13 protein-coding genes and 2 pseudogenes are annotated in these 14,662 nt (G+C 67.4%); 13 read left to right on the top strand and 2 right to left on the bottom strand.

Annotated elements, in window-relative coordinates; all coding sequences use genetic code 11:
• Nucleotides 1–37: 37 nt before the first annotated feature.
• Together LXT12_RS25430 and LXT12_RS25425 are read right to left on the bottom strand one after the other, a co-directional pair.
• Nucleotides 38–703, bottom strand: coding sequence for a haloacid dehalogenase type II (locus tag LXT12_RS25430; protein WP_233395190.1), 666 nt, complete (start codon nt 701–703; stop codon nt 38–40).
• A 127-nt stretch (nt 704–830) separates the two neighbouring features.
• Nucleotides 831–1,685 carry a GNAT family N-acetyltransferase gene (locus tag LXT12_RS25425; protein ID WP_233395185.1) on the bottom strand — a complete coding sequence of 285 codons (855 nt, stop codon included), beginning with the start codon at nt 1,683–1,685 and terminating at the stop codon, nt 831–833.
• Between the two features lie 469 nt (nt 1,686–2,154).
• On the opposite strand from LXT12_RS25425, the gene LXT12_RS25420 reads away from it, so the two are divergent.
• From LXT12_RS25420 to LXT12_RS25360, 13 genes and pseudogenes are all read left to right on the top strand, one after another.
• A complete protein-coding gene (locus LXT12_RS25420) occupies nt 2,155–3,444 on the top strand; it encodes an NAD(P)/FAD-dependent oxidoreductase (protein WP_233395104.1) in 1,290 nt (429 codons plus the stop codon).
• Between the two features lie 27 nt (nt 3,445–3,471).
• Nucleotides 3,472–5,091, top strand: a complete 1,620-nt coding sequence (locus LXT12_RS25415; RefSeq protein WP_233395102.1) for an ABC transporter substrate-binding protein — start codon at nt 3,472–3,474, stop codon at nt 5,089–5,091.
• A gap of 3 nt (nt 5,092–5,094) precedes the next feature.
• Nucleotides 5,095–6,051, top strand: a complete 957-nt coding sequence (locus tag LXT12_RS25410; protein WP_233395100.1) for an ABC transporter permease — start codon at nt 5,095–5,097, stop codon at nt 6,049–6,051.
• Between the two features lie 11 nt (nt 6,052–6,062).
• A complete protein-coding gene (locus LXT12_RS25405; RefSeq protein WP_233395098.1) occupies nt 6,063–6,911 on the top strand; it encodes an ABC transporter permease in 849 nt (282 codons plus the stop codon).
• Entirely contained in the window at nt 6,911–8,542 is a 1,632-nt protein-coding gene (locus LXT12_RS25400; protein WP_233395097.1) for an ABC transporter ATP-binding protein, read from the top strand. The genes LXT12_RS25405 and LXT12_RS25400 overlap by 1 nt, the downstream gene beginning before the upstream one ends.
• Before the next feature lie 18 nt (nt 8,543–8,560).
• The gene (locus LXT12_RS25395; RefSeq protein ID WP_233395095.1) at nt 8,561–9,637 is read left to right on the top strand and encodes a tartrate dehydrogenase; all 1,077 of its coding nucleotides are present in this window, start codon (nt 8,561–8,563) and stop codon (nt 9,635–9,637) included.
• Between the two features lie 29 nt (nt 9,638–9,666).
• Entirely contained in the window at nt 9,667–11,130 is a 1,464-nt protein-coding gene (locus tag LXT12_RS25390; RefSeq protein WP_233395093.1) for an NAD-dependent succinate-semialdehyde dehydrogenase, read from the top strand.
• Nucleotides 11,131–11,238: 108 nt separating this feature from the next.
• A pseudogene (locus LXT12_RS25385) lies at nt 11,239–11,493 on the top strand (helix-turn-helix domain-containing protein); the annotation flags it as partial.
• An 82-nt stretch (nt 11,494–11,575) separates the two neighbouring features.
• Complete coding sequence (gene tnpA / locus LXT12_RS25380; RefSeq protein WP_233395193.1) at nt 11,576–11,971, top strand: IS66 family insertion sequence element accessory protein TnpA; 396 nt, start codon at nt 11,576–11,578, stop codon at nt 11,969–11,971.
• Nucleotides 11,968–12,315 (top strand): IS66 family insertion sequence element accessory protein TnpB, encoded by a 348-nt coding sequence (gene tnpB / locus LXT12_RS25375; RefSeq protein ID WP_233395091.1) that lies wholly within the window; start codon nt 11,968–11,970, stop codon nt 12,313–12,315. Before tnpA ends, tnpB begins: the two co-directional genes overlap by 4 nt.
• Before the next feature lie 77 nt (nt 12,316–12,392).
• The gene (gene tnpC / locus LXT12_RS25370; protein ID WP_233395090.1) at nt 12,393–13,973 is read left to right on the top strand and encodes an IS66 family transposase; all 1,581 of its coding nucleotides are present in this window, start codon (nt 12,393–12,395) and stop codon (nt 13,971–13,973) included.
• Nucleotides 13,970–14,497, top strand: coding sequence for a hypothetical protein (locus LXT12_RS25365; RefSeq protein ID WP_233395088.1), 528 nt, complete (start codon nt 13,970–13,972; stop codon nt 14,495–14,497). Before tnpC ends, LXT12_RS25365 begins: the two co-directional genes overlap by 4 nt.
• 43 nt (nt 14,498–14,540) lie before the next feature.
• A pseudogene (locus LXT12_RS25360) lies at nt 14,541–14,662 on the top strand (IS630 family transposase); the annotation flags it as partial.

Raw genomic sequence — 14,662 nt, 5'->3', positions numbered from 1 at the left:
GCTCACGCCAAGGCGGCGCGACTTGCGTCACCGAAGCTCAGAGGCCGACGAGCCCAGCCAGGCCGCCGATGTCGGAGATCTCGGCGTAGCCATAGCCCGGCGCGCCCGGCTCGTGCCGGCGGTTGACGAAGGCCTTGTCCCTGATGCCGATGTCGGTCGCCGACATCAGGTCGTAGCGCATGCTGGACGAGACGTGCAGGAAGTCCTCCGGCTTGGCGTCGAGCTGCTGGATCATGTATTCGAAGGCGCGCAGCCGCGGCTTGTACGCCTTGGCCTGCTGGGCCGTGTAGACACGGTGGAAGGGCACTTCCAGCTTGGCCACGTTGTGCACCAGCTGGTGGTCCATCGCATTGGAAAGGATGACGAGCGGGACCTTGCCGGCGATCTTGGCGAGACCGGCGACGGTGTCGGGGTGGGGGCCCCAGGTCGGCACGGCGGCGTAGATCTCGGCCACGTCGGCCTCGCGGAAGGGCACCCGCCATTTGTTGGCGGTGCGCAGCAGCGCGTTGTAGACGACGTCGTAGTAGGGCTGCCAGTCTCCAAGCACCTCATCGAGGCGGAAAGCTGAAAAGTCGGCGCAGAACGCGTCCATCTGTTCGCTGGCGATGCGATCGGCGAAGAGGCGCCGCGCCCAAGGGGCCATCTGGAAATGGATCAGGGTGCCGTAGCAGTCGAAGCTGATGTACTTGGGTCGGAAGACGATGGACACGATGAGCCTTTGCTGATGCCTGTGGACCGAGAAAAGTGTAGGCAGCGATGCACAGAATGATCTGTGCTTCTCACCGTTTGGCGCAGGACGAAAACGTGATTTGGCGCGCGCGGCGACAGGTTCAGCCGAGCGCCTGCGTCACAAGGGCATAGCGGCGGACACCTGGCGTCGGAGTGGGCACAGGCCCTCGCACCATCTCCGTCGGGCCATCCACCCGCATCAGACCCAGACCTTCGAGCCATTCGGCCAGGCCGCTCGCGAAGTCGATGTCGATGCGCACGAACTTCCCTGCGCTCATGCCCACCAGATGCGCAATCAAAGCCTTGGCGCCTTGCGCATCGGGCGCGACGACGGGGCCGATGACGAGGCCCCGGCCAAAGCGCCTGAGCATTGCGAACCCCCGCCGCTCGCCCTCGTGGTCCAGCACGACGGTGTCCGCCAGGCCCAGCAGTTCACGAATCAGCGCGTCGCGAGGCATGCCGCGCGCCGCAGCGTCAAGTTCGATCAACTCGGGAGTGTCGGCCTGATCTGCCGGTCGAAGCCGCCAGCCCAGGTCCAGCGCCACCAGCGGCGCCGACTGTGCCTGGCCCTGATGCTGCCGGACCTCTCCGGTGCGCACGAAGCCCAGGCGCTCATAGAGACCGCGCCCTTCAGCCGTGGCATGCAGCAGCACGGTGCGCCCCTCCAGTTCGGCCAGCAAGGCCTGTACGAGCCGAAAGCCGATGCGCCGCCCCTGGCATTTCGGGTCGACGATGACCAGGCCCAGCGTGGCATGCCCATCGCCCCAGGACCAACTCAACGCGCAACCCACGACCTCGCCATCGCGCTCGGCGACCAGCCCCCGGCCGAAACCGAACGCTGATTGCCAGTCCGCAAGCCGGTGAGGCCAGTGCACGGCTTGGGACAGGACCAGAGCGGCATCGAGGTCGGCCTCCCGCATCTCGCGCAAAACAATGCCGTCACCAGACGGCGTCATATCGTCGGAAAGGGTCTTCAAGCAGTACTCCAGGGGCAATTCGCGACGCCATCCTTCCAAGCTGGACCGGGCAACGCTAGGACGATCTTGCTGTCCACCAAGAACCGCAGCATGCGCTGCAGCGGCGCAGCAACTTGCAATGATCTGCGCCACGCGCCGTCCCAACGGCGGCACATTTCAGCGCGGGACTTTCCTATCGATGCCGCCAAGGCCAGGGCCAGGAAAAGGCACGGCAAGCCCCCGAGGTCCACCCCCATGCGGCGCGGCGCGAGGGGCTGGCGAGCGGCCTCGCCATGCCGGCTTGGGGTGCGCGGCCGCCTTGACACGGTGCAGGCCGCAGCCTATGCCGAACCGATGGGGCAAAAGAACAGTTTCATGTGCGTCGGCCCTCCACAAGCCAGTAATCCTGTGGGCCTCACATGCTTCAATGAAAGCCTTCTTGAGCATCCTTGATCCAGGTTAACCCCAGGTGAAACTCGACTCATATTGGATGGACTCCGCCGACGTCTTTCAGCCAGACGCCACGGATTTGCCGGCGCAGGCCGACGTCGTCATCGTGGGCGCCGGCTTCACGGGCCTGTCCGCGGCGCGCACCCTGGCGCAGCGGGGCCGGCAGGTCGTCGTGCTGGAAGCGTGCGACCGCGTGGCCAAGGAGGCCTCGGGCCGCAATGGGGGCCACGTCAACAACGGACTTGCCGTCGACTATGTCGCCGCGGCAGAGCAATACGGCGTCGAGCAGGCCCGTGCCTGGTATCACGAGTTCGACGCCGCCGTCGACACCGTCGAGCAGTTGGTCCGGGACGAAGGCATCGCCTGCGACTTCCAGCGCAACGGCAAGCTCAAGCTCGCGACCCGTCCAGCCCATTACGAGGCCCTGGCGCGCACTCGAGAGCGCATGGTGCGCGAGGTGGACGCTGAGGTGGAACTGCTGGACGCGCGCATGGTGCGCGACGAGGTCGGCAGCGAGCGGTTCGTAGGCGCCATGCTGCAGCGCAAGAGCGCGCAGATGCACATGGGTCGCTTCGCCGCAGGCCTCGGCCGAGCCGCCGAACGCCGCGGAGCACAAATCCACCTGAGCACACCGGCGCTGCGCCTGCAGCGGCTGGGTCGAGGTCACGAGCACCTCGTCCACACGCCGCGCGGAACCGTGCGCGCTCGCCAGGTGCTTCTGGCCACCGGCGCCAGCCTGCACGGCGGCTACGCCAGCTTCGGCTGGCTGCGCCGGCGCATCGTCGGCGTGGGCAGCTTCATCATCGTCACCGAACCGCTGGGCGCAGAGCGCGCCGCCGCCTTGCTCGCGCACCGCCGCACCTACGTCACCATTGCCAACATCCACCACTACTTCCGCCTGACGCAGGACCACCGCCTGGTCTGGGGTGGCCGAGCCCGCTTCGCGATCTCCAACCCGACGTCGGATCGCAAGAGCGGCGACATCCTGCGCGAAGGGCTGGAACAGACCTTCCCCCAACTCAAGGGCATCCGCATCGACTACTGCTGGGGCGGACTCGTCGACATGAGTCGCGATCGGCTTCCGCATGCCGGCGAGCGAGACGGCGTCTTCTACTCGCTTGGCTACAGCGGCCACGGCACGCAGATGTCGGTCCATATGGGCCAACGCATGGCCGAGACCCTCCTCGGAAATGCTTGGGCCAACCCATGGCGCGATCGGCCATGGCCCGCCATCCCGGGTCATGTCGGTCCCCCTTGGTTTCTTCCGGCCGTCGGCCTCTACTTCCGCCTCAAGGACACGATGTCCTGAGGAACAGAACTTGCGTCAGGAGACAGCATGAACGGACACAGCAAGCTACTGGACCTGGTTGGACCTCGCGAAAGCGTGGAATTGCTTGACGCGCTCAAGCGTGGCGCCACGCGGCGCGACCTGCTTGCCATGCTGGCCGCCGGCGGCATGCGTTTGAGCGCCGCCGCCGGCGTCGCGGGCACGGCGCTCTCCGCCCAGGCGCAGACGCCGCGGCGCGGCGGGCGCCTGCGCGTAGCGTCGGCGACAGCCGCCATCAGCGACACGCTGGATCCGTCCAAGATGGCCAACCAAACGGACTATTCCCGCGGCACCATGCTCTACAACGGGTTGACCGTGCTCGACGGCAGCCTGACGCCGCAGCCGGCCCTGGCCGAGTCCTTCACGACCAAGGATGCCAAGACCTGGATCTTCAAGCTGCGAAAGGGTGTCGTCTTCCATGACGGCAAGCCGCTGCAGCCCGCCGACGTCGTCTTCTCGCTGATGCGCCACAAGGATGCGGCCACGGCTTCGAAGGCCAAGGCACTCGCCGAGCAGATCGAAAGCGTCGAGGCTTCCGGCCCCGGCGAAGTCACGATCACGCTGGCTGCGCCCAACGCCGACCTGCCCGTCGTCCTCGGCACCTTCAACTTCCTGATCGTCAAGGACGGCACGACCGACTTCTCGACCGGCATCGGCACCGGCCCGTTCAGGCTCAAGGAGTTCAAGCCCGGCGTACGCTCCATCGTCGTCCGCAACACGTCCTACTGGAAGCCCGGACAGCCCTACCTGGACGAGATCGAGTTCGTCGGGATCAGCGACGACGGCGCGCGGGTCAACGCGCTGCTGTCTGGCGACATGGACCTGGTGGCCTCCGTCAATCCACGGGCCGTCGAACGCGTCCGCAGCACGCCGGGCTACACGATCTTCTCGACGCAGTCCGGCCAGTACTCCGACCTGATCATGCGCAAGGATGCCGGTCCGGGCGCCAATCCAGACTTCGTGCTGGCGATGAAATACCTGTTCGATCGGGAGCAGATGCGCAAGGCCATTGCGTTGGGCCACGCCGTCGTCGCCAACGACCAGCCGATCGACCCGAGCAACCGCTTCTATTTCGCCGGCTGCCCCAAGCGGCCCTACGACCCCGAGCGGGCCAAGTTCCACCTCAAGAAGACCAACGTCGGCAGCACGCGCATTCCGGTCGTCACCTCGCCGGTCGCGATGTATTCGGTCGAGATGGCCTTGGTTCTGCAGCAGGCCGGCCAACGCATCGGCCTGAACCTTGACGTGAAGCGCATGCCGGCCGACGGCTACTGGTCCAATCATTGGCTCAACAGCCCGGTCGGCTTCGGCAACGTCAACCCGCGTCCCAGCGTCGACACGCTCCTCACGCAGTTCTTCAAGTCGGACGCCGCCTGGAACGGTTCGCGCTGGAAGAACCCGAAGTTTGACCAGTTGCTGCTCGCCGCCCGCGCCGAGACCGATCAAGCCAAGCGCACGCAGATGTATGCCGATATGCAGGTGTTGATCCACGACGAGGCGGGCGTCGGCATTCCGCTGTTCCTGGAGAGCATCGACGGACATTCGACGCGGCTGAAGGGTCTGCGGCCGATTCCGCTGGGCGGCCTGATGGGCTACTCCTTCGCCGAGCACGTCTGGCTGGACGCCTGAGCGATGAACCTCCTGATCCTGCGCCTGCTGGCCGGCCGCGTCGTGCTGGCGCTGTTCTCGCTGCTCGTGGTCTCGGCCATCGTGTTCGCGATCACAGCCGTGCTGCCCGGTGACGCCGCCGAGGCTCAGCTCGGTCAGGAAGCCACCCCGGAGTCGCTGGCGGCGCTGCGCCACCAGATGGGTCTGGACGTGCCTGCACCGCTGCGCTTTTGGCGATGGCTGAGTGGCCTGGTGGCCGGCCAGCCGGGCACCTCGATCGTCAGCGGCGCGCCGGTGGCGGACATGATCGCCAGCCGTCTGCCCAACTCGCTTCTGCTGGCCGGCATCACGGCTGCGATCTCCGTGCCGGTCGCCCTCATCCTTGGCATCGCGTCGGCGATGTGGCGGCGCAGCTGGTTCGACCGCATTGTCAGCTCGGGTGCCGTGGCCGTCGTGTCGGTTCCGGAGTTCCTCGTTGCGACGCTGGCAGTGCTGGTTTTCGCAGTTCAACTGCACTGGCTGCCGGCCCTGTCGTCAGCCACAAGCATCGAGTCCGTAGGCCAGATGCTGCGCATGTTCGCAATGCCGGTGCTGACACTGTGCTGCGTGACGGTTGCGCAGATGCTTCGAATGACGCGCGCCGCCGTCGTCGACCAGCTCAAGGCCCCCTACATCGAAATGGTGCAGCTCAAGGGCGCATCGCCGACGCGCATGGTTCTGGCCCACGCCTTGCCGAACGCGATCGGCCCGATCGCCAACGCAGTCGCGCTGTCGCTGTCCTATCTGCTCGGCGGCGTCATCATTGTCGAGACCATCTTCAACTACCCGGGCATCGCCAGCCTGATGGTCGACGGCGTCTCCCAGCGCGACATGCCCCTCGTCCAGACCTGCGCGATGCTGTTCTGCGCCGTCTACCTGCTGCTGGTCACTCTGGCCGACCTGTGCAGCATCGTTGCCAACCCGCGGCTACGCCATCGATGAACGAGGGACACATGTCCAGCACCGCCTCCTTCGCCACCTCTGCACGCCGCCGGCTCGCGATGCCGTGGCCTGGCCTGCTTGGCCTGGCCATCCTGTTGCTGTGGCTGCTTGTGGCCGCCTTCGGTCCGCTCCTGCTGGGTCATGACGGCGCGGACATGGGCGATGCCGACGTCTTCGCTCCGATGAGCGTTCACCACTGGCTCGGCACCGACTACCTGGGCCGCGACATGCTCGCCCGCGTATTTGAAGGAGCGCGTTACACGGTAGGCATCGCGTTGCTGGCTACGCTGCTCGCGAGCGGCATCGGCACGCTGCTGGCGCTGCTCGCGGTCGCCAGCACGCCGTGGATGGACGCGGCACTGAGCCGCGGCATCGACACGTTGACCTCCATCCCGTCCAAGCTGCTGGCGCTCATCATGGTGGCGGCCTTCGGCTCCTCGCTGCCGATGCTGATCCCGACCGCCGCGCTGATCTACGTTCCCGGGGCCTTCCGCATCGCGCGCTCGCTGGCCGTCAACATCAACGCGATGGACTACGTCACCGTGGCGCGCACGCGCGGCGAACGCCGGCTCTACATCATGCTTCACGAAATCCTGCCCAATATCGTCAGCCCGATGCTGGCCGACCTGGGTCTGCGCTTCGTCTACGTGCTGCTGCTGCTGGCCTCGCTGAGCTTCCTTGGCCTTGGCGTGCAACCGCCCGACGCCGACTGGGGGTCGCTCGTGCGCGAGAACATCGGCGCGCTGCCGAGTGGTGGCGCTGCAATCGTCGCGCCCGCGCTGGCGATCGCCAGCCTGACCATCGCGGTCAATCTGCTGATCGACAACCTGCCGGGCCGTTCCGCCCGCGGAGACCACTGATGGGCGCCCACGTCCAAGTCAGCGCCTTGCGCATCGAGGCCGGCGCCAAAGGAGCCGAGCAAACCATCGTCCATGACCTGAGCTTCTCCATCGCACCGGGAGAGGTCCTGGCGCTGATCGGCGAATCCGGCTCCGGCAAGACGACCACGGCCCTGGCGATGATGGCCTATGCCCGCAGCGGCTGCCGCATCGCCAGCGGCAGCGTGCGCATCGGCGACACCGAGGTCCTGGCACTCGACGAGGCCGGCCAGCGAGCGTTGCGCGGCCGCCGCGTAGCCTATATCGCCCAGAGCGCAGCGGCCTCATTCAACCCGTCGCGTTCCATCATGGACCAGGTCGTGGAGCCAGCGCTGATCCACGCCACCGCGACCCGCTCCGACGCCGAGGCCAAGGCCGTAGCGCTGTTCCGCGAACTGGCCCTGCCCAACCCTGACACCATCGGCAGCCGCTATCCACACCAGGTTTCGGGGGGGCAGCTCCAGCGCCTGATGGCTGCGATGGCGCTGATCACAGACCCCGAGCTCGTCATCCTCGATGAGCCCACGACGGCCCTCGACGTGACGACGCAGATCGAAGTGCTGCGCGCCTTCCGCCGCGTCGTTCGCGAGCGCCGCACGACGGCCGTCTACGTCAGCCACGACCTCGCCGTCGTCGCGCAGATGGCCGACCACATCCTGGTCTTGCGCGATGGCCAGAAGCGCGAGCTCGGCGCCACGTCGCAGATTCTGGCCGCCCCCTCCCACGACTACACGCAAAAGCTGCTCGCCGCGGCCCGGCCCAAGGTGCGCCAGTCCAGCGCGTGCGTCGCCGCGACAGCGCAAACGCCGCTGCTCGAAGTCAGGCAGCTGTCCGCCGGCTACGGCCCGTGCGACAGGCAGGGGCAGCCCAAGGTGCTCATCCTCGAGGACATCAACCTCACGCTGTACCGCGGCCAGGCGATCGGCGTCATCGGCGAGTCGGGCTCCGGCAAGACGACCCTCGCCCGGGCCATTGCCGGCCTCCTCTCACCCTGCCGCGGCGAGCTGCTGCTGCAGGGTCAGCCGCTTCCACCAACGCTGCAGCAGCGCACGAAAGAAGAGCTGCGCCGTGTGCAGATCGTCTTCCAGATGGCCGACACGGCGCTCAATCCATCCCAGACCATCGAGCGCATCCTGGCCCGTCCGCTGCAGTTCTACCGTGGTCTGTCCGGCGAGGCGCTGCAGCGACGCATCCGCGAGCTGCTCGACCTTGTCAAACTGCCCATGGCCGTCGCGGGCCGGCTGCCCGGCGGCCTGTCCGGCGGCCAGAAGCAGCGCGTCAACTTCGCGCGGGCGTTGGCCGCGGAGCCGGACCTCATCCTTTGCGACGAGATTACGTCAGCGCTGGATACCGTCGTCGGCGCGGCCGTGCTGGATCTGATCGCAGAACTGCGCCGCGACCTGGGGCTGTCCTACCTCTTCATCAGCCACGACCTGCACACCGTGCGATCGGTCTGCGACGAGATCGTCGTCATGCAGCACGGCCGCAAGCTGGCCCAGGTCGCCCGCGCCGACTACGAGCGCGGTCCCCACCACCCCTACTACGAGCTGCTGGCCCGCTCGGTCCCCGAACTACGCCAGGGCTGGCTCGACGAACAGGCCGCCGCGGCCTGACAGAACCGAGACGTCACCATGACCAAGAAGACCTTCAAGATCGCCGTGATCCCCGGCGATGGCATCGGCAAGGAAGTCATGCCCCAGGCCCTCCGCGTGCTCGAGGCGGCCACGACACGCTTCGACATCGAGCTGGAGTTGAGCCCCATCGAATGGGCCAGCTGCGACTACTACCTGGCCCATGGCCAGATGATGCCGGACGACTGGAAGAGCCGGCTGCAGGGCCAGGACGCACTGCTTTTCGGCGCCGTCGGCTGGCCGGCCACCGTGCCCGACCATATCTCGCTGTGGGGTTCGCTGCTGAAGTTCCGCCGCGAGTTCGACCAGTACATCAACCTGCGCCCGGTGCGCCTGTTCGAGGGCGTGCCCTGCCCACTGGCCGGCCGCAAGCCGGGTGACATCGACTACCTCGTCGTCCGCGAGAACACCGAAGGCGAGTACACCAACCTCGGCGGCGTCATGTACGCCGGCACCGAGCGCGAGATCGTCATCCAGGAGTCGGTCTACTCGCGCTTCGGCGCCGATCGGGTGCTGCGCTTCGCCTTCGAACTGGCCCAGGCCCGCGAGCGCAAGCACCTCACGGTGGCGACCAAGAGCAATGGCATCGCGATCAGCATGCCGTGGTGGGATGGCCGTGCCGACGCCGTCGGCGCCGACTATCCGGCCATCACTGTCGACAAGCAGCACATCGACATCCTCAGCGCGCGTTTCGTGCTGCAGCCGGGCCGCTTTGACGTCGTCGTCGCATCCAACCTGTTCGGCGACATCCTGTCCGACCTCGGCCCCGCGACGACCGGCACCATCGGCCTGGCGCCCTCCGCCAACCTGAACCCTGAGCGCAGCTTTCCGTCGCTGTTCGAGCCCGTGCACGGCTCGGCGCCCGACATCTACGGCCGGAACATCGCCAACCCCGTGGCCATGATCTGGTCGGCCGCGTTGATGCTGCAGTTCCTCGGCGCCGCCGAGGCCCACGACGCCATACTGGCCGCCATCGAGACAGTGCTGCGTGAAGGCCCGCGCACCCGCGACCTCGGCGGCGACGCGTCGACGACCGAGATGGGCGAGGCCATCGCCCGCCTGGTGAGCCAGGCCTGAGATTCCACCCCCCTTTCCGAGCCGACATCATGCCCCTGAGCCTCAGCCGCCCCGACCTGCTGCGCACGCAGAACTTCATCAACGCCCGCTGGTGCGAAGGCCGGGACGGCCGAACGCTACCGGTCAGCGACCCAGCGCTGGACGTCACCATCGCCAGCGTGCCCGACAGTGGCGCCGCCGACGCCCGCGCCGCCGTGGATGCAGCCTACGCCGCCGGTCCCGCCTGGCGGGCCGTGCCGGCCAAGCAGCGTGCTCAGATCCTGAAACGCTGGAACGCGCTGATCCTGGCTCACCAGGAGGACCTCGGCCGGCTGATCTCGCGCGAGCAGGGCAAGCCGCTGGCCGAGGGCCGCGGCGAGGTGGCCTATGCCGCCAGCTATGTCGAATGGTTCGCGGAAGAAGCCGTGCGTGCCTACGGCGACATCATCCCGGCACCGGTCAGCGGGCGCCGCATGATGGTGCTGAAGGAGCCGGTCGGCGTGGTCGCGGCGATCACGCCATGGAACTTCCCGGCCGCGATGATCGCCCGAAAGATCGCGCCGGCGCTGGCCGCCGGCTGCACCGTCGTCGCCAAGCCGGCCGAGGACACGCCGCTGACCTCGCTGGCACTGGCGAGGCTCGCCGAGGAAGCCGGCGTGCCTGCGGGCGTGCTGAACATCGTCGTCGCCTCGCGCGAGCGGGCGGCCGAGGTCGTGGACGTCTGGTTGGCCGACGGCCGCGTGCGCAAAATCACCTTCACCGGCTCGACACCTGTCGGCAAGCACCTGGCCCGCGAGTCGGCCGGCACGCTGAAGAAGCTGTCGCTGGAGTTGGGCGGCAACGCCCCTTTCATCGTCTTCGACGACGCCGACCTGGACAAGGCCGTCGACGGCCTGATGGCCGCGAAGTTCCGCAACGGAGGGCAGACGTGCGTAAGCCCGAACCGGATCTTCGTGCATCAGTTGGTGCATGACGCATTCGTTGAGAAGCTGGCTGCGCGAGTCGGCGCGCTGAAGGTAGGTCCGGCGACGGACCCCGGCTCGCAGATCGGACCGATGATCAACGAACGCGCCGTCCAGAAGATCGAACGCCATGTGCGCGATGCGATCGCCAAAGGTGCGCACGCCGTCGTCGGAGGCGAGCGCCATCAGTTGGGGGGCAACTACTTTGCGCCCACGGTGCTCATCGACGTCGATGCAACGATGGCCTGCAGTTGCGAAGAGACTTTCGGTCCCGTGGTGGCGATCAACAGGTTCAGCGATGAGATGGAAGTCATTGCCGCAGCCAATGACACCCCCTTCGGCCTGGCCGCCTATTTCTTCTCCGGCGACGTGAAGCGCATTTGGCGCCTGGCAGAAGCCTTGCAGACGGGCATCGTCGGCATCAACGAAGGCGCACTTGCAGCTGAGGCAGCACCGTTCGGCGGTATCAAGGAGTCTGGCTACGGACGAGAGGGTTCGCGCTACGGACTGGACGACTACATGCAGACCAAGTACCTCTGCCAGACGCTCTGACGATTGCGCCGCAAAGCCGGGATTCCATCCACGCTAGTGTCCTGTCCCGTTAGTTTCTGGCATTAATCCTGCATGCCATTGCGGTATCTTGGAACGGGGGATACCGCGATGAGGACAGGCCGACCGAAGGTTGAATTGCTGCTGACTGACGAGGAGCGCGCGCAGCTTCAGTCGTTTGCTCGCAGTCGCTCGCTGCCCGCTGCGTTGAGCACGCGGGCGCGCATCGTTCTCAGCAGCGCAGATGGCGAACTCAACAGCGCCATTGCCGCACGCCTGAAGCTCACCAAGGCCACCGTGGGGAAGTGGCGCACGCGGTTCATCGAGCGACGCATCCCCGGGCTGTATGACGATGTGCGCCCGGGCAGTGAGTGTCCGAACATCCCCGTCATTGCGGCGCCGGGCCTGATGGGCGAAGGTCAGCTCTCCATTTTTCTTGGAGAGACTGATGTCGGACGAAGTGGTAACGGATGCGACGCCCAGCCAGGGGCACAGCGTCAAGATCGACTGGCGAACGGGCAAGGCGATGGTGTCCCACGACGATGCGTTCTGGCGGGACCATGAACGCCGACGCGTCGAGCAGGGCCTGAGCATTCGGCAGTACTGCGCCACCCACGGCCTGGCGCTGTCGACGTATCGGCATCGGGTCAGTGGGCGTAGGAGGAACAGCAAGGCCCGATCGGCGCCAGGGGCAGCTGCGGCACCGGCGTCGTTTGTCGAAGTCAAGAGGCCGCAGCCCGCAGCGGCCTGCGTGATCGAGGTCGTCGTGCAGGGCGTGACGCTGCAACTGACGGGCGAACCGGCGCAGCAGCTGCTCTCGCGCGTGCTGGAGCGCCTGGCGTGATCCTGTCCTCCGCAGTTCGCGCCTTCGTCTGCACCGAGCCCGTGGACATGCGCAAGTCCATCGACGGGCTGTCGCAGATCGTGGCGGCCGCGATGGGGATGAACCCGCTGTCGGGCCAGGTCTTCGTCTTCATCGGGCGCCGGCGCGACCGCGCCAAGCTGCTGGTTTGGGACCGGCACGGCTTCTGGGTCCTGTACAAGCGGCTGGAGCGCGGGCGCTTCACGGACCCGGCACGCCTAGCCGCCAACGGCATCGCCATGAGCGAGCTGGTGGCGTGGCTCGAGGGGATCGACTTGAGCCGGGTGCGGCGACTCTCGCCGCTGGAGGTCAGCACCGTGGCCTGAGGCCTTCGCGAACTCGCCAGGCAATCGGCACTTCACCGACTTCGCGTTGGCGACGGCGCTGGCCATGATGCCGGCCCATGCAACTCATGGCCTGCCCCGTCGACCGCTCGGCCCTGCCCGACGACGTGGAAGTCCTCAAGGATTTGCTGGTGCAGGCCGGCGCCGCCTTTGAAGCCCTGCGCCAGCAGGCCAACCATCAGATGGCCTCGCTGGCCGCACAGCTGGCGGAGTTCAAGCGCCGTGTCTTCGGACCGCGTGGCGAGGGCTTGAGCCTGCTGCAGCCCGAACTCTGGCAGGAGAGCGTGCAGTTCCCCGTGCCGCCCGAGGCGTTCGAAGAGGTCAAGGGCCACAAGCGCCGCCGCAGCGGCCGCCCGGCCATCGACCCCGACTTGCCGCGCCGACGCGTCGAGCATGACCTGAGCGAACAGGAGAAGGCCGAGTTCGCGCGCGTGGTCTGCATCGGCGAGGAGATCAGCGAGACGCTGGAGTACACGCCCGCGAGGCTCGAGGTGCTGCAGCACGCGCGGCTGAAGTACCGCTGCGAGGACGAGCAAGGCGCCAGCACCATCCGCACCGCCTGGGCGCAGCCCTCGCCGCTGGCGCGAAGCAACGCCGGGCCGGGGCTGCTCGCCCATGTGACGGTCTCCAAGTACGCCGACCACAATCCCCTGGCGCGCATCGAACGCATCCTCGGCCGCCATCATGCCGGGAGCTCGGCGCCCGTGTCGCGCCAGACCCTGTGCGACTGGACGCTGGGCGCCACGGAGCTGCTGGAGCCGCTGATGCCGCTGCTCAAGCGCCATGTGCTGGGCAGCGCGGTGATCTTCACCGACGACACCCCGTTGGCGCTGAAGGCCCCGCGCGGCGACGGCCGCGGCAAGACCCTCACCGCACGGCTGTGGGTGTACCTGGCCGGCGGCTGGCTGCCCGACGGGCCGGGGCGCTGGCAGCGCGTGGCGCCCGCGGCGCTGTACGACTTCACGACCGACCGCGCCGGTGGGCACGCACGCCGCATGCTCGGCGCCTGGCGCGGCTTCCTGCAGGCCGACGACTTCGCGGGCTACGCGCAGTCGTTCCGCGAGGGCGTCACCCACGCGGCCTGCCTCGTCCACGCCAGGCGGCGCTTCGCCCGCATCGTCAAGGACGCCCCGAAGGGCTCGCCCCCGGGGCTGGCACACCAGGCGATGAAGTTCTTCGCCGAGATCTATCGCATCGAGGGCGAGATCCGTGACGCCGATCCCGACGAGCGGCTGCGGGTCCGGCAAGAACGCACCCGGCTCGTGATGCAGGACCTGCATGACTGGCTCCAGGGGCATGCCCCCACCGTGCTGCCCAAGTCGCCCCTGGGCGAGGCCTTTGGCTATGCCCTGAGCAACTGGGCGGCGCTGAACACCTTCGTCGAGCACGGCATCCTGGAGGCGGACAACAACCTGAGCGAACGAGCCCTCAAGCCGGTCGCTCTCTCACGCAAGAATTGGCTCTTCGCGGGCTCGGAGCGGGGCGGCCGGGCCGCCGCCGTGGCCTTGAGCCTGATCGAGACGGCCAAGCTCAACGGCATCGAGCCCTATGCCTACCTGCGCGACGTGCTCCAACGCATCAACGGGCACCGGCAGGACCGCTTGGAGGAGTTGCTGCCGATGTACTGGAAGCCCGCATGACGAACCGAACCCCGCCGATGCAGGACGCCGTCCTGATCGAGGCGATGAACCGGGCCACGAGCCTGGAGCTGTACCAGTTGTCGGCGCTGCTGGATCGCTTGATGACGGACCCGCGGCGCATCGTGGCCATCCGCAAGGACCTTCACTTGGGCCAAGTCGTGCGCTTCTATGACGCGCGGCGAGACACGATGCGCAGTGGCCGCATCACGGAGATGCGCGACGCCCACCTCACGGTGACCAGCACGGAGGTGAGCGCGGCGTGGAAGTTGCCGTATGCCGCCATTGAGCCGCCGTTGCACGGCGCTGCGGCTGCTGAGCCGGCCGCCGCGCCACCTCCAGCCCCGGTGCGGCCAACGCGAGCGGACTTCAGCCGCGGCGAGAAGGTCTCCTTCACTGATCGCCATCTGCAGACGCACGTGGGCATCATCTCCCGCTGTAACCCCAAGACCGCCAGCGTGGACGCCAGCGGCGCGTCCTGGAGCGTGCCCTACGGCGCTTTGCGTCACGTCCTCGATATCGACTGACCTCCGACCTCCGTCAAGAGACGGGGTTGTTCGGACAGACACCCCGGGCAAGCCTCGCACGATCGACGATGAGCGTGTGGCGCAATTGATCAAGACCACGCTGCATACGAAACCGGCCAATGGCTCGACGCACTGGAGCGTGCGCACCGTGGCCGCCGAGACCGG

It is taken from the genome of Pelomonas caseinilytica (assembly GCF_021353235.1).
Taxonomy (GTDB): Bacteria; Pseudomonadota; Gammaproteobacteria; order Burkholderiales; family Burkholderiaceae_C; genus Pelomonas; species Pelomonas caseinilytica.
This window is presented reverse-complemented; position numbering and strand designations above follow the sequence as displayed.

Excerpts from the sequence above, each read along its gene's own strand:
- LXT12_RS25400 (WP_233395097.1), top strand. The coding sequence starts at position 6,911 with ATGGGCGCCCACGTCCAAGTCAGCGCCTTGCGCATCGAGGCCGGCGCC.
- LXT12_RS25365 (WP_233395088.1), top strand. The coding sequence starts at position 13,970 with ATGACGAACCGAACCCCGCCGATGCAGGACGCCGTCCTGATCGAGGCG.
- LXT12_RS25390 (WP_233395093.1), top strand. The coding sequence starts at position 9,667 with ATGCCCCTGAGCCTCAGCCGCCCCGACCTGCTGCGCACGCAGAACTTC.
- tnpC (WP_233395090.1), top strand. The coding sequence starts at position 12,393 with ATGCAACTCATGGCCTGCCCCGTCGACCGCTCGGCCCTGCCCGACGAC.
- LXT12_RS25425 (WP_233395185.1), bottom strand. The coding sequence starts at position 1,685 with ATGACGCCGTCTGGTGACGGCATTGTTTTGCGCGAGATGCGGGAGGCC.
- LXT12_RS25395 (WP_233395095.1), top strand. The coding sequence starts at position 8,561 with ATGACCAAGAAGACCTTCAAGATCGCCGTGATCCCCGGCGATGGCATC.
- LXT12_RS25415 (WP_233395102.1), top strand. The coding sequence starts at position 3,472 with ATGAACGGACACAGCAAGCTACTGGACCTGGTTGGACCTCGCGAAAGC.
- tnpA (WP_233395193.1), top strand. The coding sequence starts at position 11,576 with ATGTCGGACGAAGTGGTAACGGATGCGACGCCCAGCCAGGGGCACAGC.
- LXT12_RS25405 (WP_233395098.1), top strand. The coding sequence starts at position 6,063 with ATGTCCAGCACCGCCTCCTTCGCCACCTCTGCACGCCGCCGGCTCGCG.
- LXT12_RS25410 (WP_233395100.1), top strand. The coding sequence starts at position 5,095 with ATGAACCTCCTGATCCTGCGCCTGCTGGCCGGCCGCGTCGTGCTGGCG.